Genomic DNA, 21708 nt, shown 5'->3' with positions numbered 1-21708 from the left:
GGCAGGCTGAGCATTCTCCCGGTGTGCCTGGGCCCGCGCAGAGCGGCTCTGCTCGCACTGGCCAGGCGCGGCTCAGGCGTCGATGCGTTCGGCATCCAGGGCGTGCGCCGAATCCACCAAGAAGTCTTTTCGGGGCGCGACCTCGCTGCCCATGAGTAGCTCGAAAGTACGGCCCGCCCGTTCGGCATCGGCCAGAGTGACCCGGCGCAACGTCCGCAACCGGGGGTCCATCGTCGTCTCCCGCAGCTGCGAGGCATCCATCTCCCCCAGACCCTTGTAGCGCTGCATCGGCTCCTTGATCCGGCGGCCCTTCTTGCGCAGCCCTGCGACTGTGGTGCGCATCTGGGCTTCGCTGTAGGTGTAGATGAGCTCACTCTTGCGTGCACCCGCGCCCTGGATCTCGATGCGGTGCAGCGGTGGAACGGCCGCATACACCCGGCCGGCCTCGACCAGCGGGCGCATGTACCGGAAGAACAATGTCAACAGCAGCGTGCGGATGTGGGCGCCGTCGACATCCGCGTCGGTCATGATGATGACCTTGCCGTACCGGGCCGCGTCCAGGTCGAAGGTGCGACCCGAGCCGGCGCCGATCACCTGGATGATCGCGGCGCACTCGGCGTTCTTCAACATGTCGGCCACGCTGGCCTTCTGCACGTTGAGGATCTTGCCGCGGATCGGCAGCAGGGCCTGGAACTCCGAGCGACGCGCCGCTTTGGCCGTCCCCATCGCACTGTCACCCTCGACGATGAACAGCTCGGTGCGCTCGACCTCGGCGCTGCGGCAGTCGTACAGCTTGGGGGGCAATGAGGAACTCTCCAGCGCATTCTTCGTGCGCTGGTTCTCCTTGTGCTGGCGGGCAGAGATGCGGGTCTTCATCTCTGCTGCGACCTTCTCCAGCAGCGCAGCGGCCTGCTGTTTCTCACCGCGCTTGGCTGAGGTGAGCAGGGCCGTCAGTTCCTTCTCCACCACCTTCGCCACGATCGGGCGGACGGCCGAGGTGCCCAGGACCTCTTTGGTCTGACCCTCGAACTGCGGCTCGGCCAGCCGAACGGTCACCACGGCGGTCAAGCCGGCGAGCACATCGGACTTGTCCAATTTGTCGTTGCCGACCTTCAAGCGTCGGGCGTTGGCGTCCAGTTGGGTGCGGAACACCCGCAGCAGCGATTGCTCGAAGCCGGCCAGATGGGTTCCGCCCTTGGGTGTGGCGATGATGTTGACGAAAGTGCTGATCGAGGTGTCGTAGCCGGTCCCCCAGCGCAGTGCGATGTCCACCCCGCAGCGACGCTCCACCTCTTGCGGGCTCATGTGGCCGCGGTCATCGAGCACCGGCACCGTCTCGGTGAAGGTGCCTTCACCGCTGAGCCGCCACACGTCGGTGACCGGTGGGTCGCTGGCCAAGAACTCGGTGAACTCGGCGATGCCTCCGCTGTAGCAGAACTTCTCTTCATGCGGGCCGCCCTGGCCCGGAGTGCCCGGCAGGCCGCGCTCGTCGCGGACGATCAGCGTCAACCCCGGAATGAGGAAGCTCGTCTGGCGCAGCCGGGAAACCAGTTCGGTGTAGACGAACTCGGCGTCGCGGGTGAAGACCTGCGGATCGGCCCAATACCGGATGCGGGTCCCGGTGACCCCGCGCTTGACCTTGCCCACCACGTCAAGCTCGCCGCGGTCCACAAACGGGGTGAAAGGAGATGAGGGTGAGGGTCCTTGCGGCCCATCCTCGAAGCGACCCGGCTCGCCCCGGTGGAACTGCAGGCGGTGCGTTTTTCCGCCACGGTCGACTTCCACATCCAGCCGAGCGGACAGTGCGTTGACAACGCTTGCGCCCACGCCATGCAGACCGCCCGAGGCGGTGTAGGAGCCGCCGCCGAACTTGCCGCCGGCGTGCAGCTTGGTGAAAACCACTTCGACCCCGGACAGACCGGTACGCGGTTCGACGTCTACCGGAACACCCCGACCGTCGTCCTTGACCTCGACCGACCCGTCAGCATGCAAGACGATGCCAATGTGTTCCGCCTCACCTGCCAGCGCTTCGTCGACGGCGTTGTCGATGATCTCCCACATGCAGTGCATGAGGCCGCGACTGTCGGTGGAGCCGATGTACATCCCGGGGCGCTTGCGCACAGCCTCCAGGCCTTCGAGAACCTGAAGATGGCGGGCGGTGTAGGTATCTGGTGCCTCCGCGCGCCCTTTGGCCTGGGCCATCCCACGTCCTCTCTTCGATCTACCGGCCCGGTTATCGGGTCGGCGCAGGCGGGGCGCTGTGCAGACCCAGCCGAACGGAAGGGTAACGCGCAGCCCGATGCGCCTCCGGGAGGCCACGCGGCCGATCCCCTGCACAGCAGGTGCGTCGGTGCCGATGGGATACCAGTTGGGCGCGCCAGGCCGGTCGGGAACAACCGCACGTGCTTGACTGTTGTGATTGGCGTAACCGGAATGCCCCCGAGCGAACCCGCACGGGGGTCCGGCTGATGAGAGATGGAAGGCTGACGTGACTGCTGCCCTGGCAACAACCCTGACCTCGGCCGACCGGTGTGACCGGTGCGGTGCCCAGGCCTACGTGCGTGCCCGGCTCAGCGCGGGCGGCGAACTGCTGTTCTGCGCCCACCACGGCCGTGCGCACCTGCCGAAGCTTCAAGATCTTGCCGAAGAGATCATCGATGAGTCCGACCGCCTCCAGCCCGAGGGCGCGTCGAAGAGCTGAGCCGATGGCTCGCCTGACCCATAATCACGAGCCGTCGGCGCCCCAGGTGCCGACGGCTCGGTCATACCCGGATAGGCTCCCCACGTGCTGATAGCCGTTACGATCCTCGCCGCCCTCGCGATCGCCGTCGGGCTCGTCGGAATCGTCATCCCCGTTCTGCCCGGCCTCATCGTGGTGTTGGGCGCAGTCGTGGTGTGGGCGCTGGTAGCGCAACAGGCTGCCGGCTGGACCGTACTCATCGTCTCCGTCGCCCTGGCACTGGCGGGCTGGGTGCTGCAGTACATCATTCCGGGCCGCCAGTTGAAGAGTTTCGGGATCCCCAACAGCACCACCATCGTCGGGATCATCGCCGGGATCATCGGCTTCTTCGTTATCCCGTTCATCGGTCTGCCGGTCGGCTTCGTGCTGGGAGTCTTCGGGGCGGAATACCGCCGGTTGAAGAGCCCTCAAGAGGCGTGGCCTTCGGCCGTGCGCGCGCTGAAGGCTGCCGCGATGAGCTATGGGATCGAACTCACAACCGCTCTGCTCATCGCCGTCGTGTTCGCAGCTGGCTCGTGGGCGGTCTTCACCTCAGCTTTCGGTACCCCCTGAGGATTCTGTTCCCCCTGGTTGCGAAGGCGGGAACGGTCTGTCATTCCCCCGGTGATTGCCCCGACAGCATGGCGCGATGTCCTTCAGCCGTCGGGCGCTCACGCCGACGTTCTCCTACGCGATGTCTCCTGCCCTGTGGCCGGCGCGCTGCGGCCCTGGCCCCGAGGGGGCACCTGTCGCCGCGCCCCCAGCGCTGTGACGGTCCCCTCACCCGTGGGCAGAACTGCTCGGGCTGTGTTCGACGCTTTCCAGGAGGCTCAGTGCATGGGCGGTAGCGGGGCCGGTCGGCACCCGGGCTATTGCCGAAGCGGCTGCGAACCTACTGGGGCGCGCGCTCCGGGGACTGCCGCACCTATGCAGTCGGGGGGGGTTGCAAGGGGCAAACAGCAAGCGCCCCGAGCCACTGGCCGGGGGCGCTCACAGGTTGTAGCAAATGGGGCTATCAGCGGAAGAGAGTCAACGTCCCTGGGAGCCTCGACGGTCGTCCCAGCGGTCTTCCATCCGCTGCATGAACGACGACGAGCCACCCTGCTTGCTGGGTCGTGCCTGACGGCGGCGAACTCGCGCAGACGTCGCCGTGGCTGCGGCAGGAGCCTCTGGTGCTTCTTTGCTCGTGCGCGTAGGCGTGAATGCCCATGCGACGCCGGCAACCATCACGGCAAAGCCGATACCGCCCAGCCACACCAACCGAAGGGAAACCCCGGCGATGATCAGGCCTAAGCCCAGCACGGCGACAGCAATGCCGATACCGGCGCGGCGGCCACCGATGGTTCCGCGATGGGAACCCTTCATCTGGGTCGCAAATTTTGGGTCTTCCGCGTAGAGAGCACGCTCCATTTGCTCGAGCAGCTTCTGCTCATGCTCGGACAGCGGCACCGCGACCTCCTCGTTCTGTCGACCATCGACACGGCCGGCCTCGTCGGGGGAATGACCCGGTCGGGTTCATATCGACAACGACCGAGGACGCTCGAATGGTTCCGGCCTGTTCGACGTGTCTGCAAACGACCGGATAACTAGGATACGGCCCGCCCGGCTGTTGTGGTAGACGGGTCACCGACGCTCATGCGTGGATCTTCCTGCGACCAGGGCCGCGGGGCCGATCAGGCCGGGACCAAAACGCGCGCGAGCTTTGTCTACAGCCAGATCCGCGTCGCGCCAACCATGTTCGGGTTCGCCGAGAAGTCCCTGTACAGGAGCTGTTGCGGCATCCATCAGCCCCTCCAGTCGCACTCCAACCAAGCGCACCCGAGCACGCTGCAAGCCCAACGCATCAAACAGGTCGCGGCTTACCAGATAGATCTCGCGACCGACATCGGTAGGGGCTTTAAGAGTGCGAGAACGAGTGATGGTCGAAAAATCTGAGAAACGCACCTTGATACTGACTGTTCGGCCCACGGTTCCGGCGGCTCGGGCCCGCGCCGCGGTGCGATCAGCGAGCCGGAGCAACCGGCGGTGGATCTCGACCGGGTCATCGATGTCGGACTCGAAGGTCTCGTCGGCACCGACGCTTCGTTCCGGGCGGGTCGGGGTCACCTTGCGTGAGTCACGCCCCCATGCGAGCTCGTGCAGCTGAACGCCGGTCTCCCCCAGGGCTTTGCGCAGGGTCTGCACCGGGGTGTGAGCAATGTCGGCCACGGTGCGTAACCCGAGCCGAACGAGCAGCTCTTCGGTGCGGTCCCCCACTCCCCACAGCGCAGCCACCGGCAATTGCTGGACGAACGGTACGACGCCATCGGCGGGCACGACCAGCATGCCGTCCGGTTTGGCCAACCCGGAGGCGAGCTTGGCGACGAACTTGCTCGGTGCCACCCCGACCGAGCAGGTGATGCCCTGTTCATCGGCGATCGTGTCGCGGATCTGGGCCGCGATCTGGGACGGTGACCCCAGCCTGCGCAGCGCACCGGAGACATCAAGGAACGCCTCGTCCAGTGAGAGCGGCTCCACCAGCGGTGTGATCTGGGCGAACGTGGCCATCACTGCGACAGAGATACGCGAATAGAGCTCATGCTCTGGCGGCAGGACGGTAGCGGTGGGGCAGAGTCGGCGCGCCCGTGCCATCGGCATGGCTGAAGCAACCCCGAACTCTCGCGCCTCATAGGTGGCGGACAACACCACACCCCGGTGCCCTCCTCCGATGATGACCGGGCTGCCGACGAGTTCGGGGTGAGCCAGCAACGTCGCGGACGCGTAGAAAGCGTCCATGTCGACGTGCAGGATCGTGCAGCCGGTGTCGTCGAGCTGCCCCTCGGGTTGCTCTGGTCGAGCGAATCGGCGGCGGCTCACGGCCGTGTCACCTCTAACGGAGCCAAGCCCGGATCAGGCCTCCCGAGCAGCCAGAACGTGCAACCCGGCCCCGAGGTGGCCCAAGAAGGCGTAGGTGGGGTGCTCGCTGACGGCCTTTTCCAGTTCGAGCAAGGCTGCCCGGTCGGCGTCTGCATCCAGGAATGCAGAAGGCACCAGGTCGGCGAAGACCCGGACCCCGTGCACTTCTTGCTCTCGCAGGCCGACCGCCGCGAGCATCTCGCGCACCTGGTCTGCGTCGAAGCGACGCGGCAACGGGTCGTTTTCTCCCCATCTGCCGTCTTCGCTGGTGAGAGCCTGCTGTGCGGCTTGGAACTGCCCCGATAGTGCCCGGGAGAGCACCACGGCCAAGCGCTGTGCCAGGAGCAGGCTGAGGACACCGCCTGGGGCAAGCGCCATTGACACATCACGCAGCGTGCCAGCTGCGTCATCGACGTACTCCAAGACGCCGTGGCAGGTAACCAGGTCTGCCGGTTCAAGGCTGGAGCCCGCCAGGGTTGCGGCGTCCCCTTGCAACGCGGTGATGCGCTCGGCGACGCCGCCTTCTCCGGCCCGGCGCGCCAGCGATGCCAACGCGTCTGGGGAGGGGTCGACAACTGTGACGTGATGGCCACGCTCTGCCAACGGCACCGCAAATCCGCCGCTACCGCCTCCCAGATCGAGTACGTGTAGCGGCCGACCGAGGTCTTTTTGGCGGGCGGCCACGACTCGGGAGAGCGACTCCCAGACGGCAGCAGTGCGGATCGAGGTCTCGACCCCGGCACGACGTGGACGGGACTGCTCGTTCGGCATCGGTGTCCTCTGGTGCGAGAGAGCGGGCGTGAGTTCACTCTACTGTGCCTCCTTCTGCCGGTTGCAGCGAACGTGAGGCCAGGAGCGACCGCCTGATGGCGGCACGCCGGCACGCCGGGCGCGGTGGCATTTCATCGGCCGCTACTGCCCGGGCTTGCATGCCAGAGCTTGCGAAGCGGAGGTGGCAGATCTGGCGATCCGCCCCGGGGCCCACCTCGTCGAGCCGGATCGCCAGCCGGGGCGATGTCAGAGTACGGAGACTGGGTGAACCCAGAGGGGTGTACGAGGACTCGTCGTTCCTGCCGTGCAGCGGGTGCGCCAGCGGAATCGCTCGAGGGTGAGGCGGCGATGACCTCTGCGGCAGCGTCGAGCCCGCCGTGCGCCCACGAATCAGCGAGTTCGCTCAGATCCCAAGCACCAGTAGCGCGTAGCGACAACCCGTTCGGTCCCGTGCGGCGCACGACTCCTCGGACCAACAGGAGCCACCCGTGAAAGATGGTTGTCGCGTACGGACCCTGGACGTCTTCGAAGAAGGTGGCATCCAGCGGACCACTACCGTCATCGAGGGTGAGGAAGACGACGCGTCGCCCGGAGCGGACCGGCGGGGTCTGCGTCGCGACCTTGGCCCCGGCAACAAGCACCTCGCTGCGGCTGCGGCAGGTGCGCAGATCAACTGAACGTATGACTTCCAGAGCATGGAGCATGGGCCGGTAGGGATCGAGCACATGGCCGCTGACGTCCAGGCCGAGAACATCCAGTTCGGCGCGTACCCGCTCAGCCGCATCGAGTTCGGGCAATCCGCTGCCGGATGCGAGTGCAGGCGCCTCTCCCAGGTCAAGAGCGAGCTGAACAGGGGAGGCTGCCACCGGCGTCGTCCTGCCTTGGGCCTGGCAGGCCGCCTGCGCCCGCACGTCACCGGCGGCAACAGGGCCCTTGCTGCGCCGGTTGCGCGCTTTGCCGCGCCCGGTTCCGTGGCTCCAACGTTCAAGGTCGCCCACGTGCAGGAGCAGGTCCCGGCGCGTGACGCCACCTCGACGCCCTAAGCCGGTGTTCGCACCGGCATCGATGCCGTAGACAGTGTCGAAGCCGCCAGCAAGGACGAGCTTCTCCACCACCGGCCGGCTCACCTGGGCCCGCTGCCAGAAATCCTCCAGGCTCGAGTACGGCTGGCCCGCAACCACCTGGGCAACTTCGACCTCACTCATCCCGTCCACCTCCGCCAGGGGGATGCGAATTCCGAGTGCACTCCCGTCGCTCTCTACGCGGTACTTCTGCCTCGACGAGTTGATGTCAAGGCCCAACACGGGCACGCCCCGGCATCGCGCATCATCAAGGATGAGCCGTTTGGGGTACATCCCCGGGTCGTGGGTGAGAACCCCCGCGTAGAACGCCGCCGGATGGTGGGTTTTCAGCCAAGCGCTCTGATAGGTAGGCAGGGCGAACGCTGCCGCGTGCGCTTTACAGAAACCAAACGAAGCAAAGGCTGCCAGCACCTCCCAGATGCGGTCGCGTTCACCGGGGGCATAGCCCCGCGCAGCAGCTTGGGCACGCCACCACACCTCGACCTGTGCCTGCCCGTCGTGGGTGCCGAGCGCGCGACGCACTTCATCGGCTTCGGCCAGACTGATCCCGGTCGTGATAGCGACGATGTGGAGCACCTGTTCGTGGAAGACGACGACCCCGCAGGTCTCTTCCAACGGCCCCATCAACGTGGGGTGCAGGTATTCCGGTTCGCTCCAGCCCTGCCGCGCGCGCAGGAACGGCGTGATCATGTCGGATTTAACCGGCCCGGGGCGGAACAGCGAAATGTCAATGATGAGGTCGCCGAAGGTACTCGGCGCGAACTTGCCGACCAGCTCTCGCTGACCCGGGCTTTCAATCTGGAAACAGCCGAGTGTGTGGGTGGAACGGATGAGGTCGAAGGTGGCCTCGTCGTCCAGCGGCACACAGGCGCGGTCGTCGAGGTCGACCGTGACCGACTCGGTGCGTGCGATCTCATCGATGCAGTGGGCCATCGCCGACTGCATCCGGATTCCGAGCACATCGAGTTTGAGGAACCCGAGGGCCTCCACATCGTCTTTGTCGAACTGACTCATCGGGAAGCCGAGCCAGCTCGCTTCGACCGGGGTGCGATCAAGCAGGCCGGCTCCCGAAAGGACCATCCCGCACGGGTGCAGCGCGATGTGCCGGGGCAGGCCGTCGAGACGTTCGACGAGTTCGAAGAGTACTTCCAGGCGGGTCGCGTCCAGGCCCTGCGCCCGCAACTCGGGAAGGTCGGCGATGGCGTTGCGGGCGTCCTTGGCTCGAACGTGCGGGAAGGCTTTGGCGATGGCGTCGATCTCGGTGGCGGGCAGCCCGAGAGCACTGCCGACATCACGCACGGCATGACGGACCCGGTAGGTCTCCATCATCGACACGCAGGTCACCCGCTCACCCCCGAACCGTTCGAGGATCCGCTCATACATCTGCGTGCGTCGATCCGATTCGACGTCGATGTCGATGTCGGGCAGCTGCGCCCGTAGCGGCGTGCAGAACCGTTCCATGAGCAGGCCGTGCTCGATAGGGTCGATACCGCTGATACCGAGAAGGTGATTGATGAGGCTGCCCGCTCCCGACCCGCGGGCGGCAACCCGCACCCCTTCGGCCCTGATGAGGTCGCACACGCTGGCAACGGTGAGGAAATAGGTGGCGTAGCCGAGTTTGGCGATGACAGCGAGCTCGTCCTCCAACCGGCTTCGAACTTTTGTCAGGTCGGCCTCGCTCGCCCCGGGGTAGCGCCACGGAATCGACTCCCAGCAGCGCTGGGCAAGATGCACCTGCGGGTCTTCGCCTGGTCGCAGGCCCAGCACGGAAGGTTCGGGTAGATGGATCGAACCCAGGCCGATGTCGGAGTGCGGGTCTTGGACGCATTCTGCGGCGAGCTCGAGGGTGTGGCGCATCAACAATCGGGCCCGAGTGTCATCGCCAGTGATGCGGCGCGCGAGCCCGAACATCACTCGGGCGGGGGCGAGGTGCCCGGCGGTGCTCACGCGGTCGAGGTGACGCTGGTCGAGCATGACCAGGCGCCGGGCGGCATCGAGCACATCGACGATGGCGGCCTGCTCGGGTTCGGCGTGCCGGACGGCGGCGCTGAGAACACACGCCAGCCCATGATGTTGGGCGAACAGCCACATCCGTTCGGCATGAGCAGCGCTGTACCGCTCCCCCGGCGCGGCGTCGTGACAGACCACCTCGATCGCCAGCCCGTCGGCAGGCAGCAACTGTTGCCAGCGTTCTAGGAGTAGCTGGGCTTCTGCTCCTCGGCCGGCCTGGATCGCCCGACCGATGTCAGAGTCGGGACCGAGTAGGACCAGGATCGGGCTGGGGTGCGAATGCCGCGGAATGAGCCGCGAGGGCCACACCGGCGCTCCGGGGCGCCCGGCGGCGTCGGCGCAGATCGTGACCCCTGCCGCCTGGGCCAGGAGTTGGGGGCTGGTCACCGGCCGACCCCGTTCACCGCGCAGATGGGTTGCGGTGACGAGCCTGCACAGCGCGGCCCAGCCAAGCCCCGGGGCAAGACCTGCGGCCTGCCCACGAGCCAGCACCGTGACCCGCGGCCCGTCGTCTGCCAGGTAACTGCCGCCGCGTAGGGGCGCTCGGCGCAACGATGGTTCGGGTGCGGGTGGGTGATCGGGCATTGCCTCGACGGCGAGGTCGACGCCCAGGACGGGCGCGATACCCGAGGAACTGCAAGCACGCACGAAGCGGACGGCGCCGTACAGACCGTTGCGGTCGGTGAGGGCAAGCATCGGCTGGCCGTGGGCGGCAGCCCGCTGCACCAGAGCGGCCGGGGTCGACGCACCGTATTGCATCGAGAAGCTCGAGGCAACGTGCAGATGAGCGAAATCCTCCACCGAGCTCACCCTCGAACAACGGCAGCGAGGGCGCTGGCGTCAGGAGAGAACTCCAGGGGGAGGCCGAGGGCAGCCAGGATCAGGCCATGGAATGTCTCGGCCGCGCGCAACAGGTCGTCGGCTTCTCGCTGCAGCGCCGTGCCTGCGCCGGACTCGAACTGGAGTCGTCGTTCACCGGCTAGGGAGAAGTAGTCCGCCCACTCGCTGAACTCTGGAGCCAGGGTTGCCAGATGGGACCATGCATGCCCCAACGGAGCCCGGCGGTTCATGCGGGCGCTGATGAGAGCAGCAGCGGCGCGCAACGCAGCCAGGTGCGCCGCGCAGTACCGGTCGGTGGTCGTCTGTGCCCAGCATGCTTGCAGAAGGGTGGCACGCGCCCGATCGAGTAGGTCGAAGGTGGTCGTGGTCGTCGCTGTGCTGGTGATACTCGACATCGCCGTCTCCTGGCAGATGGGGGGAAAGCGCAGGGGTGCTGCGGGGTGTGCTGCGCGAGGGGGTTGAGAAGAGGAGGACTCAACGGCTGCTGACGTCCTGCGGTGGCGAAATGAGGTGCCTAGTCGGCGACTTGCAGCAGTCGCCAGCCGCGGCCCCGGGCCAGGTCGTAGACCCCGACCGAGCCGTTGGCGGCGCGCAGCGCGCTCACCCGCCACACATGTTCTTCGAGGTTCTCCAACTGCAGGGCGCACAGCCCGCGCCCGGGGTCCAGCGCGTCGCGCCACCAAGCGCTGCGGGCTCGCCAACGCTCGAGGATCTCGACAACGTCGTAACGACGCCCGTGCCAGGAGAAACGCACCGGAACGTCGTCGGCACTCGTCTCCACTTCGACTGCGGTGTCGTACCTGCGCATTAGCCTCACCCTCACCGTCCGGGGCCGATGACGCCGGCCCCGCGCCTCGTTGGCAGGGAGCGTCACAGGCAGCTTCGATCGAACTTTCGTACATCGAACTTGTGTTCGATGAGAGTAAGTTACACCGCAGCTCCGACAACGATTGGGCGGATGTGGACATCGCTGTTCAGAGGCCTGTTCGAGGCTGCCGGCGCGCCGTTTGATCCTGCTGATGGGCCCACCCACGGCGGGATTGAGATACGCCAGGCAGGCGCATTTCGGCCGCGGGGGCATACCCTTCCCCTCGCACCGGTTGCCGCTGCGAGCACGTCAGAGCGCCACCCACCAGCACCGGGCTGCCACGGTGCCTGTACCAAGGAGTCGTTGTGGGACCCGAGATCGCCGCGTTGACCTTCACCTCAGGATGGGCCAGTGGCATCAATGCCTACGCTGCGGTCCTCGTGCTGGGTCTATTGGGCCGGTTCGCAGGCGCGGAGGCGGTGCCAGCTGCCCTCATGCGTACCGATGTGCTCGTGGTCGCCGGGATTCTCTTTCTCATCGAGATGGTGGCCGACAAGATCCCCTACATCGACTCGACCTGGGACTCCATCCACACGCTCATCCGCCCAGCCGTCGGCGGTGTGCTGGGCTACCTGCTGGCCCACGACACCGCGAGTGTGCCCACTGCGTTAGCCGCGACGGCCGGGGCGTTGACCGCGTTGACCAGTCACACCGCCAAAGCCGGAACACGGTTGGGGGTCAACGCCTCCCCCGAGCCGGTCAGCAACATCGTCGTGAGTACAGCTGAAGACCTCACGGTGGCCGGTGTGTTGAGCTTGGCGTTGGCCCAGCCGATGATCGCCGCCGGTATCGCCGGAACCCTGCTCCTGGTGACCATCGCAATTGCCTTCCTGCTCATCTCCCGGGTTCGGCGTCTGCATCGTCGTCTGGCGCACTGGCGAGGTGGCCGACTGTGGGCTCCGGCCGCCCCGCAAGGCGAATACCTCCACGACTGATCAGAGCGGCTCCAGCACCAACCAGAGGCCAAGACCGCGGGCCGCATCAGGCCAGGTTGGCAAACACCTCTAGCGTCGCCGTGGAGCGGTTCATCGTGTAAAAGTGCAGGCCGGGAGCGCCTTCGTCGAGCAGTCTGCGACCCAGTTCGGTTGCGATGGCCACCCCTTCGGCACGCAGCGCCGCGGGCTCTGTGGCCAGCGGTTCAAGTCGTCGCACCACTGCCTCCGGCAGCGGCGTCCCAGACAGCTCCGCCATCCGCGAGACCTGCTTGAAGCTGGTGACCGGCATCAGCCCTGGAATTACCGGTAGTGCCCTACCCCGGGCTGCGACCCGATCCCGCAGTGCCAGATAGGTATCGGCATCGAACACGAACTGGGTCACCGCGAAATCGGCCCCCGCGTCCGCCTTGCGCACGAGAATGTCCGCGTCGTGATCCAGGTCAGGCGATTCGGGGTGCTTGTCAGGAAAGGCAGCGACCCCAACCGTGAAACTCCCCAACTCCCGCAGCAGCCGCACCAGGTCCTCCGCGTGGTCCAACCCTTCCGGATGCCGCTCCCAGGGCGCACCCAGCCCACCCTGGGGGTCCCCGCGCAGGGCCAGCACATTGCGGATGCCGGCCCCGGCGTACTGGCCGATCACCTCCCGCAGCTCATCGCGAGAAGACCCCACACAGGTCAGATGCGCCATCGGAGTCAAGGTGGTCTCTTGGGCGATGCGTTCGGTGACCCGAATCGTGCGATCCCGTGTCGAGCCACCCGCCCCGTACGTCATGGACACGAACGTCGGCTTCACCTGTTCGAGGCGGCGAATGGCCTCCCAGAGGGCCGCTTCAGCACGGTCATCTTTGGGCGGGAAGAACTCAAAACTGAATGAAGGTTCCGAGGCGTTGATGAGTTCCGGCAAGCCGGGGCACGAGTCGAGCATGCGGGTCAGCGTAGAGCCCTTCGACAACGTAGGCTCTGGGGAGCCACGATCCGGGAGGCACAGTTGTCCCATTCGCTCGACCTCACCTCTTTCCGTCAACGTGTGCAAGACGAGATTGACGCGGAACTCGCTCACCAGCGCCAAGGGCTCGCCGCCCTCGGCGCTGACATCGACCCGCTCGTTGACGCCATCGCTTCCCTGCTTCGAGACGGGAAGCGACTTCGCGCCGCCTTCTGCTCGTATGGATACACAGCAGCCGGCGGCATGAACACCGACGCCGCGCTGAGAGCCGCGACCGCTATGGAGATGTTCCAGGCTGCGGCTCTGCTGCACGACGACGTGATGGATGACAGCCGCATGCGACGCGGGCGCCCGACCGCCCACGAAGTGTTGGCGGCGACGCACCGCGACCTCGACTGGTCCGGAGACGCCGATCGGTTCGGTGTGGCCGGAGCCATCCTGGCTGGCAACCTCTGCCTGGTCTGGAGCGACGAGATGATGGCTACCAGCGGTTGGGACCCCGAAGAGATGGAGCGGGCACGGCCCGTCTTCGACACCATGCGCAGCCAACTCATGGGCGGGCAGTTCCTGGACGTGCTGGAATCGGTGCGCGGCTGGGATCACCTGGATGCCGCTCAACGTATCGATGGCGCCCGAGCCGTCATCAAGTACAAGAGCGCCCAGTACAGCGTCGAGCAGCCGTTGCTTATCGGCGCCCGGGCTGCGGGACTACCGGCCGAACAGGCCGCCCACCTGAGCCGCTACGGCCTGGCGCTGGGCGAGGCATTCCAGATGCGCGATGACTTACTCGGCGTCTTCGGCGACCCGGCAGCTACCGGAAAACCCGCCGGCGATGACCTACGTGAAGGAAAACGCACCGTCCTGGTGGCGCTCACTCTGCGTGATTGCACGTCGGCCCAGGCCGACATCCTGACCAGCCGCCTGGGCACGCCCGACCTGGATGATGCAGCCATCGATGAACTTCGATCGATCATCTCCGGTTCCGGGGCGACCCAGCGCCTGGAAGAGATGATCCAGGAGGACACCAACACCGCCCGGGCCGAGTTGGAGGCCACCTCCGGCTTGAGCGGCGAAGGACGTCAAGCGCTCGAGGCGCTCATCGACTTGGCCACGGCCAGAGAAACCTAGAACTCGGGCGCGCCATGGATCAGAAAGCTGTCTCCATGGCGCGCCTGCGGATCTCGGTTTTGTGCCCGGCCAGCAGCGCATCCATCGGACTGCCCGGCACCGGCAGCGTCTCATCGGGCGTGAAAAGCCAGGTGAGAAGCTCGCAGTCATTCATCCCACCGTCGGTCAAGACGGTGAAGGTTCCGGGCAGCTCTGGCCGCGGACCTTCCTGCGTGACGAAAACCTCGGGAATGTAGACCGCTTTGTTGGGCCCCCGTCGCACAGCAACGAGCTGGCCTTCCTTGATCTGGGTTCGCACAGTCGACAACGCCACCCCCTGGCGTTCGGCAGCCTCCGGCACCGTCAGCCACTCCGGGACGAGGGAATCGAGATGGACAATGGGGTCGTCGGCGGCGGCGCCGCCCTCGTCGAGAAGATTCACGCCCCAAGGGTGCCACCTGTACCGAGCAAGATGAACCAGGACCCGCACAGCGGTCGACCACAAGACCCGAACCGGAGGCTTGGCGTGCCGTTCGGGCCGCAGCCCAAGCTGCCCGCCTAGACTGCGGCCGTGGCTTACGCCCCGCAAGAAGACTCACTCGTCGACCGAACGCTCGACGGGCGATACCTGGTGCGCGAGCACATCGCCGACGGCGGGATGGGTTCTGTCTACATCGCGCTCGACACCCGCTTGGATCGCGACGTCGCCCTGAAGATCATGCGGCCCGAGCTCGCCCGCGACCCAGAATTCGTCGAACGCTTCCGCAGCGAGGCCCGCGCAGCTGCCCGACTCACCCACCCCAACGCCGTGGCCGTGTATGACCAAGGCGAGGACGACAAGATCGTCTTCCTGGCCATGGAGCTGGTCGAAGGTCGAACGCTGCGCGCCTGGCTGCGCCAGGTCGGGGCGCTCACCCCACGAGAGGCCCTCGAGGTGACCGAGGCAGTGCTCTCGGCGCTGAACGCAGCCCATGCCCGGGGCATCGTGCATCGTGACATCAAGCCCGAAAACGTTCTCATCGCCGCAGACGGACACGTGAAGGTGGCCGATTTCGGCCTAGCCCGCGCCGTCACCGCGACCACCGCCACGGGTTTGAGCGGCCCACTGCTCGGCACCGTCGCCTACCTGTCCCCCGAACAAGTCGAACACGGCAGCGCCGACGAGCGCAGCGACCTGTACGCGGTCGGGTTGCTGCTGCACGAGCTGCTCACGGGGCGTCCGGCAGTCGATGGCCCCACCCCCATCAACATCGCCTGGCAGCACGTCAACGGCACTGTCCCACCGCCCTCAGCCGCCGTCGCGGCGTTGCCTCCCGAGCTCGATGACATCACCACCTGGGCCACCCAACGCGACCCGGCGGACCGACCGAGCACTGCGGGGGCCCTGCTGGAGCGAGTGCGGGCGGCGCTGGACACCCTGCCCGATGAGGTCCTCGACCGCCGACCCGAACCGGCAGCCCCCACGCAGGCAGGCCAGACACCGGCCCCGGGGCATGACACCGGCACCATCAAGCGCCACACGCGGGTCATCCCCCGAGCGCACGGCGCAACAGCGAGCACGGCGAAACCCGCCGCGGCCCCGCCCACCCGAGCCGTTGTCGAACCGGGTGAGTCCGCGGGCGCTGCGGCGCCGCGCAAACGCGCGCGGAGCGGGCCGCTGGTGCTTTTGTTATTGCTCGCTGCGGCCCTGATCACCGCAGGTGGCTACTGGTTCTTCGGCCCGCCTTCGGCTCGTGTCCTACCCGAGCTCACCGGTCTGCAAAGCGTGCAGGCCCAAGACAGCCTCACCGCTTTGGACCTGCGCCCCAACGTCGAAGACGGTTACTCCGAAGAAGTCCCCCGAGGCCAGGTCATTGCCTCCGACCCGAGCCACGGCAGTTCGCTGCGCCGCGGGGATGAGGTGCTGCTCGTGGTCTCCAAGGGCCCGGAACGCTACGACGTCCCCGACTTGGCCGGCATGACGGTCGCACAGGCGGGCGCCGCCCTGAAGGAACTCAAACTCAGCCTCGGCGCCCAGACTCCGTCCTTCAGCGAGAAGGTGCCGGCCGGCAAGGTGATCTCCTCAGAGCCCGCCACGGGCACGACCCTCAGACCCGGTACCGCGGTGAAGGTGACCGTGAGTAAGGGACGCCAGCCGGTAGCCGTCGGCGACTGGGTCGGGACCTCGCTGGAAGATGTCCAAGCCGAGCTCGAAGAACGCGGACTGAAGATCTCCGTAGCCGGGACCGAATTCAGCTCTCGCATCGACAAGGGCGCAGTTCTGAGTCAACAACCCGCCGATGGCACCTTGTTCAAAGGCGACACCGTGACCGTCACCGTCAGCAAGGGCCCCGACCTGGTCAAGGTGCCCAATGTGCGCGGTGAGACCAGCGCGGAGGCGAAGGCGGCGCTGGAAAGCGCCGGGTTCAGCGTCAAGATCAACCGCATCGCGGGCGGGCTTTTCGGCACCGCGCACTCCACCGTGCCGGCCGCCGGCAAGGGAGCCCCTCGCGGCGGAACCGTCGTCCTGAACGTGGTGTGAGTCGACCTCAGCCCAGTCAGCCGTGTGCCGCTACAGCGGCATACAACCCGCGTTGACCGGTGCGGCGCTCATTCCTGGTGGGCGTAACGCTCCTCACGCCAGACATCGCCGGTGAAGTGATAGCCACGTTCTTCCCAGAACCCCCGGCGCGGCGACGCCAGATACTCCACGCTCATCACCCATTTGGGGCCCTTCCAGCCGTATAGATGCGGAAAGACCAGACGCATCGGCCAGCCGTGCTCAGGCGGGAGCGGCTCCCCGTTCAGGTGCGTTGCGAACAGTGCGCGCGGGGAAAGCAGATCATTCAGGGTGACGTTGGAGTGGTAGCCGTAAGCCGCGGACACAAGTGACCACTGGGCCTCATCGGCCGGCGGTGCAAGATCGACGATCGTGCGCGCCGGCACCCCGCCCCAGCGCAACGCGCGGGCGCTGCGGTGAGAGACGCAGTGGTGATCAGCCACGACCTCGATCTGCGGCAGGGCGCAGATGTCCTCCCAGCGCAGGCAGGTCATCCCCCCGTCTGCGGTGGCGCCTTCGATCGTCAGCGACCAGGTGTCTAAGGACAACCGGGGAACCCGGCCGTAGTGCAGCGGCCGAAGCGGGGCGCTGCGCTGACCCGGGGGCAGCGGGGTCGGCTCAGCGAAGTCAGCCGGATCGTGGTTCACCTCACCAGGCTAGGACGCCCGCCGCACCACGTGGCGACCGGGTTCATCGATCAGCGCGCAGCAAGCATCTCAGCGACGACGAACGCCAGTTCGAGACTCTGCTGGTGGTTCAGGCGCGGGTCGCACAACGTCTCATACCGCCGCTCCAGATCAGCGTCCGCCAGATGCATGACCCCACCGAGGCATTCGGTGACGTCGTTGCCGGTCAGTTCGACATGCATGCCGCCAGGGTGGGTGCCCGCGTCGGCATGCGCCTCGAAGAAGCCCCGCACCTCTTCGACGATGTCCTCAAACCTGCGCGTCTTGTAACCGTTGTCCGACTCGAAAGTGTTGCCGTGCATGGGGTCGCACACCCACGTCACCAAGGCACCGGAGTCCTTGACCGCCCGAAGCAGCGGCGGGAGGTTGGTGCGCACCACGTCTCGGCCCATCCTGGTGATGAACGTCAACCGGCCGGGAACCCGGTCGGGATCGACGCGATCGATGATGGCCAAAAGGTCTTCCGGCGTGGCAGTCGGCCCCACCTTGACGCCCACCGGATTCGTGATGCGGGTGACGAAGTCGATGTGCGCCTCGTGCAGATCGCGAGTTCGTTCCCCCACCCACAGGAAGTGACCTGAGGTGGCGTAGGGGCGACCGGTGCGCGAATCGATGCGGGTCAACGGCCGTTCGTAGTCCAGTAGCAAGGCCTCGTGGCTGGCCCACACGTCAACACGACGCAGGGCCTCGAAATCCGCCCCGCACGCCGCCATGAACCGGATGGCACGGTCGATGTCGCGCGCGATGCGTTCGTACCGCTGATTGGCCTGATTGGCGATGAACCCGCGGTTCCAATCGTGCACATGCCGCAGATCGCCGAAGCCGCCCTGGGTGAAGGCACGAACAAGGTTCAAAGTGGCTGAACTTGCGTGGTAGGCGCGCACCAGCCGCGCCGGGTCCGGCCGCCGATTCTGCGGCGCGAACGCGAAGTCGTTGACCATGTCGCCGCGGTAGGCAGGCAGTTCCTGACCGCCGCGCACCTCGGTGTCCTTACTGCGCGGCTTGGCGTACTGGCCGGCCATCCGGCCGATCTTGACCACCGGCATGCTGGCGCCATAGGTGAGCACCGCAGCCATCTGCAGGATCGTCTTGACCCGATCCCGAATGTTGTCGGCGGTCGCCGAGGCGAAGGTTTCTGCGCAGTCACCGCCCATCAGCACGAAAGCCTCACCGCGCGAAGCTTCGGCGAGACGATCCATCAACACATCGCACTCGCCCGCGAAGACCAGCGGGGGGTAGGAGGCGAGGGTGTTCTGGGCCTCGGCGAGTTCGTCAACATCCGGCCAGGACGGTTGTTGACGAGCTGGGAGGTCGGGCCAGGTGAGAGGGGCGTTCGAGGTCACGTCTCCAGAGTAATCAGCGGGGGGCGCGCGTCGGCGCGGGTCCGGATGACGGACCTGCAGCCGCCCCCGGAACCGAGTCGTCCTGCGCCAAACCCTGCGCGACGGCGTAGCGCGCGAGCTGAACCCTGTTGTTCAACTGCAGCTTTCCGAGCGTGTTCTGCACATGGTTCTGCACCGTGCGGTGTGAGATGCCCAACGTCTCGGCGATGTCGCGGTAGGACATACCTGTTGCCACGAAACGCAGCACGTCCTTCTCCCGAGCGGTCAGTTCGGGTGCCGGTTCGCGGCTGTCGTGACGGGCCAGGCGTCCGTATTCGCCCAGGACCAGGCCTGCGACCTCCGGGGTGAAGACCGCTTCTCCGCGTGAGGTTGCTGCCACCGCCTGTAAGAACTCCTCACGGCCGGTGGATTTCACCAGATACCCGACCGCCCCTTCCTTCATCACCTCGACGACGTCTTGGGCTGCGCCACTGGCCGACAGGATCAGCACCCGAGTCTCGACCTGGGCGTCTTTGAGCCCCCGCACCACCTCCGCCCCCGACAACAGCGGAAGGTGCAGATCGAGCACGAGCACATCAGGACGGGTGGCTCGAGTCCGCTCCAGCGCGGCCCGCCCGTCCGAGGCCGTTCCCACGACCTCGAATCCAGCCTCGATCAAGTCTTTCTCGACCGCTTCACGCCACATGGGATGGTCATCTGCCACCAGAACTCGAATAGCCATCAGCGCACGCTCTCCTTCGGCAGCTGCAACTCCACGACGGTGCCCCTACGGCTCGGCCGGTACAGCGCGCTACCTCCTAGCGCTTCCAGGCGAGCCACGATGCTCACGGCGACGCCTAGGCGGTTCTCTGCCCGAGCCGCTTCCAGTCTGCCGGGAGCGATCCCAGGGCCGTCATCACGCACGGTGACGATGACGTGGTCCCCTTCGTCCTCCAGCAGCACCCAGGCGCGGGCTTGCGCCCCGGCATGCACTCGCACGTTCTCCAGCGCCGCGTCCATGGCGGCTCTCACGCCAGCGGCCTGATCCGCCTGAACCAGAACCGGTTCAGCTGGCACCGAGACGGTGACCCGTTCCCCGGCCAGGGGCGTGCAGACCCCCCTCAGATCCACTTCACCCGGCGTCCTGGGAGCTGGCTCCAGCGCGGTCGGAGCCGAGATGAGCTCCCGCAACACCCGCTCTTGCTGCCCCGCGATATCGCCCAGTTGCGCCGCTTCCCCACCGACTTCGTGACCGCGTCGATTAATGAACGTCAAGGCTTGCAGGACGCCGTCGTGCACAGTCGCCGCGAGTCGCTCCCGTTCAGCCGCCCGAGCCGTCAACGCCAGGGCTTCCTGCAGCGCCGAATAGCCCTGGCGCACCAGGTCGGCGCAGTAGCCGACACACGATCCGACCAGCAGCAGGATGACGATGTGATGGATTGTCGTCGCGTTGGGCGTCTGGATGAGGACGAGGTCGGCCACGGCGATCACCCCGGCTGCGATCAGGCCGCCCCAGGTACCGCCCCGAACCGCCCACGCCAGCACCGTCGCCGCGGGCCACATCCCTGGCACTGTCGGGCTTCCCGCTTGGATCACTGCTCGGCTGTCCACGGCCATCGTGGCCAGCACTGCGGCGGTAGCCAGCACCAACTCCGCTACGTACCACCAGCGCCCTCGGTTGGGTAGCAACAACGAGCACACCGTCCAGACCGCCAGCACGCTGAGCACCCACCAGCCGCGCTGCGGGTGAGCAACGTGCTCCAACCGGGCGATGTACAGGTAGATGACATAGGCCAGCACCAGCACCCGGTACAGGTCGACGGCAGACCACAGGGCGGCGAAGACCCGGTTGTCATCTCCGCGGACCCGCACCTGAACCTGGCGCTTACTGCCTCGGGGCGAGGCCATCGGCGTCGCCGGGGACCTGGGGGGCGGGGGTCTCGACCACGTCATCGGTGGCCGCCAGTTCGTCCGCGTCAACAGTCTCTTCTGCGCCGGCTGTGTTCATACGACGAGTAACTCTGCCGACAAGCTCCTCGGCCCGGGTCTGCACGGCCGCAGTCTCGACCTTGGCCCGCTCCCGCACCGCGGCAGTCTCGACCTTGGCCCGCTCCCGCACCGCGGCAGTCTCGACCTTGGCCCGCTCCCGCATCGCAGCAGTCTCTATCCGGGCACGTGCGGTGGCCGCCAGCGTCTCGGCCCTAGCCGTAGCCACGAGTTCCTCCGCGCGTGCCTGCGCAGCCGCAGCGTCAGCTTTGGCGTTAGCCATGAACTGCTCGGCACGAGCGGCGATCTGCTGCTTGCGGGTGGCCGCGTACTCGTCCACGTACTCCCGCCCCGACAGCCGGGCCAGCTCCGCCATGACCTGATCGGTGATCTCGCGCCACGCGTCGTAATCGTCCTCGCGGCCCTGGTAGGGACTCAGGTCGATCGGGGGCGCGAACCTGACGCCCACCCGCACGATGTTGGGGATCTTCTGCCCAGTCGGTTGCGCTTTGTCGGTGTCGATCATGGCGACCGGGATGATCGGAACCCCGGCTTCGAGCGCCAGGCGCGCCATACCCGTCTTGCCGCGGTGCAGCCGTCCATCCGGAGAACGAGTGCCCTCGGGGTAGATCCCGAACAGCTCGCCACGACGCAGGACCTCAAGTCCGGCGCGCATCGCGGCCTGACTCGCCTCGCCACCGGAGCGGTCGATGGGGATCTGCCCGGTACCTCTGAAGAACGCCGCTTTCAGCCTGCCCTTGAGGCCGGGGCTGGTGAAGTACTCCATCTTCGCGGGGAAGGTGACGCGGCGCGGAAGGATCAGCGGCAAGAAAATCGAATCCGAGAAGGACAGGTGATTGCTCGCCAAGATGGCCGGACCGTGGGCCGGCACATGTTGCGCGCCTTCGACCCACGGACGGAAGAGGAACCGCACAATCGGCCCCACAATGACAAGCTTGAGAACCCAATACAGCACGGCACACCTTTCAACAGACCGGTGCG

19 protein-coding genes are annotated in these 21708 nt (G+C 66.7%); 5 read left to right on the top strand and 14 right to left on the bottom strand.

Going from position 1 to position 21708, the window contains the following annotated elements:
- Nucleotides 1–72: 72 nt before the first annotated feature.
- Nucleotides 73–2202, bottom strand: a complete 2130-nt coding sequence (locus G9V96_RS00815; RefSeq protein WP_168581334.1) for a DNA gyrase/topoisomerase IV subunit B — start codon at nucleotides 2200–2202, stop codon at nucleotides 73–75.
- A 286-nt stretch (nucleotides 2203–2488) separates the two neighbouring features.
- Here G9V96_RS00815 and G9V96_RS00810 point away from each other — a divergent pair, with 286 nt between their 5' ends.
- Together G9V96_RS00810 and G9V96_RS00805 are read left to right on the top strand one after the other, a co-directional pair.
- A complete protein-coding gene (locus G9V96_RS00810; RefSeq protein ID WP_168581333.1) occupies nucleotides 2489–2701 on the top strand; it encodes a DUF7455 domain-containing protein in 213 nt (70 codons plus the stop codon).
- An 84-nt stretch (nucleotides 2702–2785) separates the two neighbouring features.
- Nucleotides 2786–3292: a DUF456 domain-containing protein gene (locus tag G9V96_RS00805; protein ID WP_168581332.1), complete on the top strand. Its 507-nt coding sequence runs from the start codon at nucleotides 2786–2788 to the stop codon at nucleotides 3290–3292.
- A gap of 456 nt (nucleotides 3293–3748) precedes the next feature.
- On the opposite strand, the gene G9V96_RS00800 is transcribed toward G9V96_RS00805, so the two are convergent.
- From G9V96_RS00800 to G9V96_RS00775, 6 genes are all read right to left on the bottom strand, one after another.
- Nucleotides 3749–4168 (bottom strand): DUF3040 domain-containing protein, encoded by a 420-nt coding sequence (locus G9V96_RS00800; protein WP_168581331.1) that lies wholly within the window; start codon nucleotides 4166–4168, stop codon nucleotides 3749–3751.
- A 174-nt stretch (nucleotides 4169–4342) separates the two neighbouring features.
- Nucleotides 4343–5575 carry a DNA polymerase IV gene (dinB, locus tag G9V96_RS00795; RefSeq protein ID WP_168581330.1) on the bottom strand — a complete coding sequence of 411 codons (1233 nt, stop codon included), beginning with the start codon at nucleotides 5573–5575 and terminating at the stop codon, nucleotides 4343–4345.
- A gap of 33 nt (nucleotides 5576–5608) precedes the next feature.
- Nucleotides 5609–6385: a methyltransferase gene (locus G9V96_RS00790; RefSeq protein WP_168581329.1), complete on the bottom strand. Its 777-nt coding sequence runs from the start codon at nucleotides 6383–6385 to the stop codon at nucleotides 5609–5611.
- Between the two features lie 131 nt (nucleotides 6386–6516).
- A complete protein-coding gene (locus G9V96_RS00785; RefSeq protein ID WP_226913359.1) occupies nucleotides 6517–10278 on the bottom strand; it encodes a DNA polymerase III subunit alpha in 3762 nt (1253 codons plus the stop codon).
- A 5-nt stretch (nucleotides 10279–10283) separates the two neighbouring features.
- Nucleotides 10284–10712 carry an SAV_6107 family HEPN domain-containing protein gene (locus G9V96_RS00780; RefSeq protein WP_168581328.1) on the bottom strand — a complete coding sequence of 143 codons (429 nt, stop codon included), beginning with the start codon at nucleotides 10710–10712 and terminating at the stop codon, nucleotides 10284–10286.
- Between the two features lie 119 nt (nucleotides 10713–10831).
- Complete coding sequence (locus G9V96_RS00775; protein WP_168581327.1) at nucleotides 10832–11125, bottom strand: DUF6504 family protein; 294 nt, start codon at nucleotides 11123–11125, stop codon at nucleotides 10832–10834.
- A 365-nt stretch (nucleotides 11126–11490) separates the two neighbouring features.
- On the opposite strand from G9V96_RS00775, the gene G9V96_RS00770 reads away from it, so the two are divergent.
- Nucleotides 11491–12120, top strand: a complete 630-nt coding sequence (locus G9V96_RS00770; RefSeq protein ID WP_210424432.1) for a DUF4126 domain-containing protein — start codon at nucleotides 11491–11493, stop codon at nucleotides 12118–12120.
- A 46-nt stretch (nucleotides 12121–12166) separates the two neighbouring features.
- Here the strand turns inward: G9V96_RS00770 and metF are convergent, their stop codons facing one another.
- The gene (gene metF, locus G9V96_RS00765) at nucleotides 12167–13045 is read right to left on the bottom strand and encodes a methylenetetrahydrofolate reductase [NAD(P)H] (RefSeq protein ID WP_168581326.1); all 879 of its coding nucleotides are present in this window, start codon (nucleotides 13043–13045) and stop codon (nucleotides 12167–12169) included.
- A 63-nt stretch (nucleotides 13046–13108) separates the two neighbouring features.
- Here metF and G9V96_RS00760 point away from each other — a divergent pair, with 63 nt between their 5' ends.
- Nucleotides 13109–14194, top strand: a complete 1086-nt coding sequence (locus tag G9V96_RS00760; protein WP_168581325.1) for a polyprenyl synthetase family protein — start codon at nucleotides 13109–13111, stop codon at nucleotides 14192–14194.
- A gap of 19 nt (nucleotides 14195–14213) precedes the next feature.
- On the opposite strand, the gene G9V96_RS00755 is transcribed toward G9V96_RS00760, so the two are convergent.
- The gene (locus G9V96_RS00755) at nucleotides 14214–14615 is read right to left on the bottom strand and encodes an Rv2175c family DNA-binding protein (RefSeq protein ID WP_226913358.1); all 402 of its coding nucleotides are present in this window, start codon (nucleotides 14613–14615) and stop codon (nucleotides 14214–14216) included.
- A gap of 129 nt (nucleotides 14616–14744) precedes the next feature.
- Between G9V96_RS00755 and pknB the strand changes: the two genes are divergently transcribed.
- Complete coding sequence (gene pknB / locus G9V96_RS00750) at nucleotides 14745–16694, top strand: Stk1 family PASTA domain-containing Ser/Thr kinase (RefSeq protein ID WP_168581324.1); 1950 nt, start codon at nucleotides 14745–14747, stop codon at nucleotides 16692–16694.
- A 68-nt stretch (nucleotides 16695–16762) separates the two neighbouring features.
- On the opposite strand, the gene G9V96_RS00745 is transcribed toward pknB, so the two are convergent.
- The 5 genes from G9V96_RS00745 to G9V96_RS15280 are packed head-to-tail and all read right to left on the bottom strand — an operon-like array spanning nucleotide 16763 to nucleotide 21682.
- Nucleotides 16763–17359: a molybdopterin-dependent oxidoreductase gene (locus G9V96_RS00745; protein WP_168581323.1), complete on the bottom strand. Its 597-nt coding sequence runs from the start codon at nucleotides 17357–17359 to the stop codon at nucleotides 16763–16765.
- Between the two features lie 50 nt (nucleotides 17360–17409).
- Nucleotides 17410–18741 (bottom strand): class II 3-deoxy-7-phosphoheptulonate synthase, encoded by a 1332-nt coding sequence (locus G9V96_RS00740; RefSeq protein ID WP_168581322.1) that lies wholly within the window; start codon nucleotides 18739–18741, stop codon nucleotides 17410–17412.
- Nucleotides 18742–18754: 13 nt separating this feature from the next.
- Nucleotides 18755–19462, bottom strand: a complete 708-nt coding sequence (locus tag G9V96_RS00735; RefSeq protein ID WP_168581321.1) for a response regulator — start codon at nucleotides 19460–19462, stop codon at nucleotides 18755–18757.
- The gene (macS, locus tag G9V96_RS00730) at nucleotides 19462–20628 is read right to left on the bottom strand and encodes a MacS family sensor histidine kinase (protein ID WP_168581320.1); all 1167 of its coding nucleotides are present in this window, start codon (nucleotides 20626–20628) and stop codon (nucleotides 19462–19464) included. Before macS ends, G9V96_RS00735 begins: the two co-directional genes overlap by 1 nt.
- Nucleotides 20606–21682, bottom strand: coding sequence for a lysophospholipid acyltransferase family protein (locus tag G9V96_RS15280; RefSeq protein ID WP_168581319.1), 1077 nt, complete (start codon nucleotides 21680–21682; stop codon nucleotides 20606–20608). The genes macS and G9V96_RS15280 overlap by 23 nt, the downstream gene beginning before the upstream one ends.
- Between the last annotated feature and the right edge of the window lie 26 nt (nucleotides 21683–21708).

Origin of the sequence: Gephyromycinifex aptenodytis, from assembly GCF_012277275.1 — a bacterium.
Classification (GTDB): domain Bacteria; phylum Actinomycetota; class Actinomycetes; order Actinomycetales; family Dermatophilaceae; genus Gephyromycinifex; species Gephyromycinifex aptenodytis.
This window is presented reverse-complemented; position numbering and strand designations above follow the sequence as displayed.

Coding starts and splice junctions, on each gene's coding strand:
- macS (WP_168581320.1), bottom strand. CDS start 20,628: ATGGCCTCGCCCCGAGGCAGTAAGCGCCAGGTTCAGGTGCGGGTCCGC.
- G9V96_RS00780 (WP_168581328.1), bottom strand. CDS start 10,712: ATGTCGAGTATCACCAGCACAGCGACGACCACGACCACCTTCGACCTA.
- metF (WP_168581326.1), bottom strand. CDS start 13,045: ATGCTCGACTCGTGCCCCGGCTTGCCGGAACTCATCAACGCCTCGGAA.
- G9V96_RS00815 (WP_168581334.1), bottom strand. CDS start 2,202: ATGGCCCAGGCCAAAGGGCGCGCGGAGGCACCAGATACCTACACCGCC.
- G9V96_RS00775 (WP_168581327.1), bottom strand. CDS start 11,125: ATGCGCAGGTACGACACCGCAGTCGAAGTGGAGACGAGTGCCGACGAC.
- G9V96_RS00790 (WP_168581329.1), bottom strand. CDS start 6,385: ATGCCGAACGAGCAGTCCCGTCCACGTCGTGCCGGGGTCGAGACCTCG.
- G9V96_RS00735 (WP_168581321.1), bottom strand. CDS start 19,462: ATGGCTATTCGAGTTCTGGTGGCAGATGACCATCCCATGTGGCGTGAA.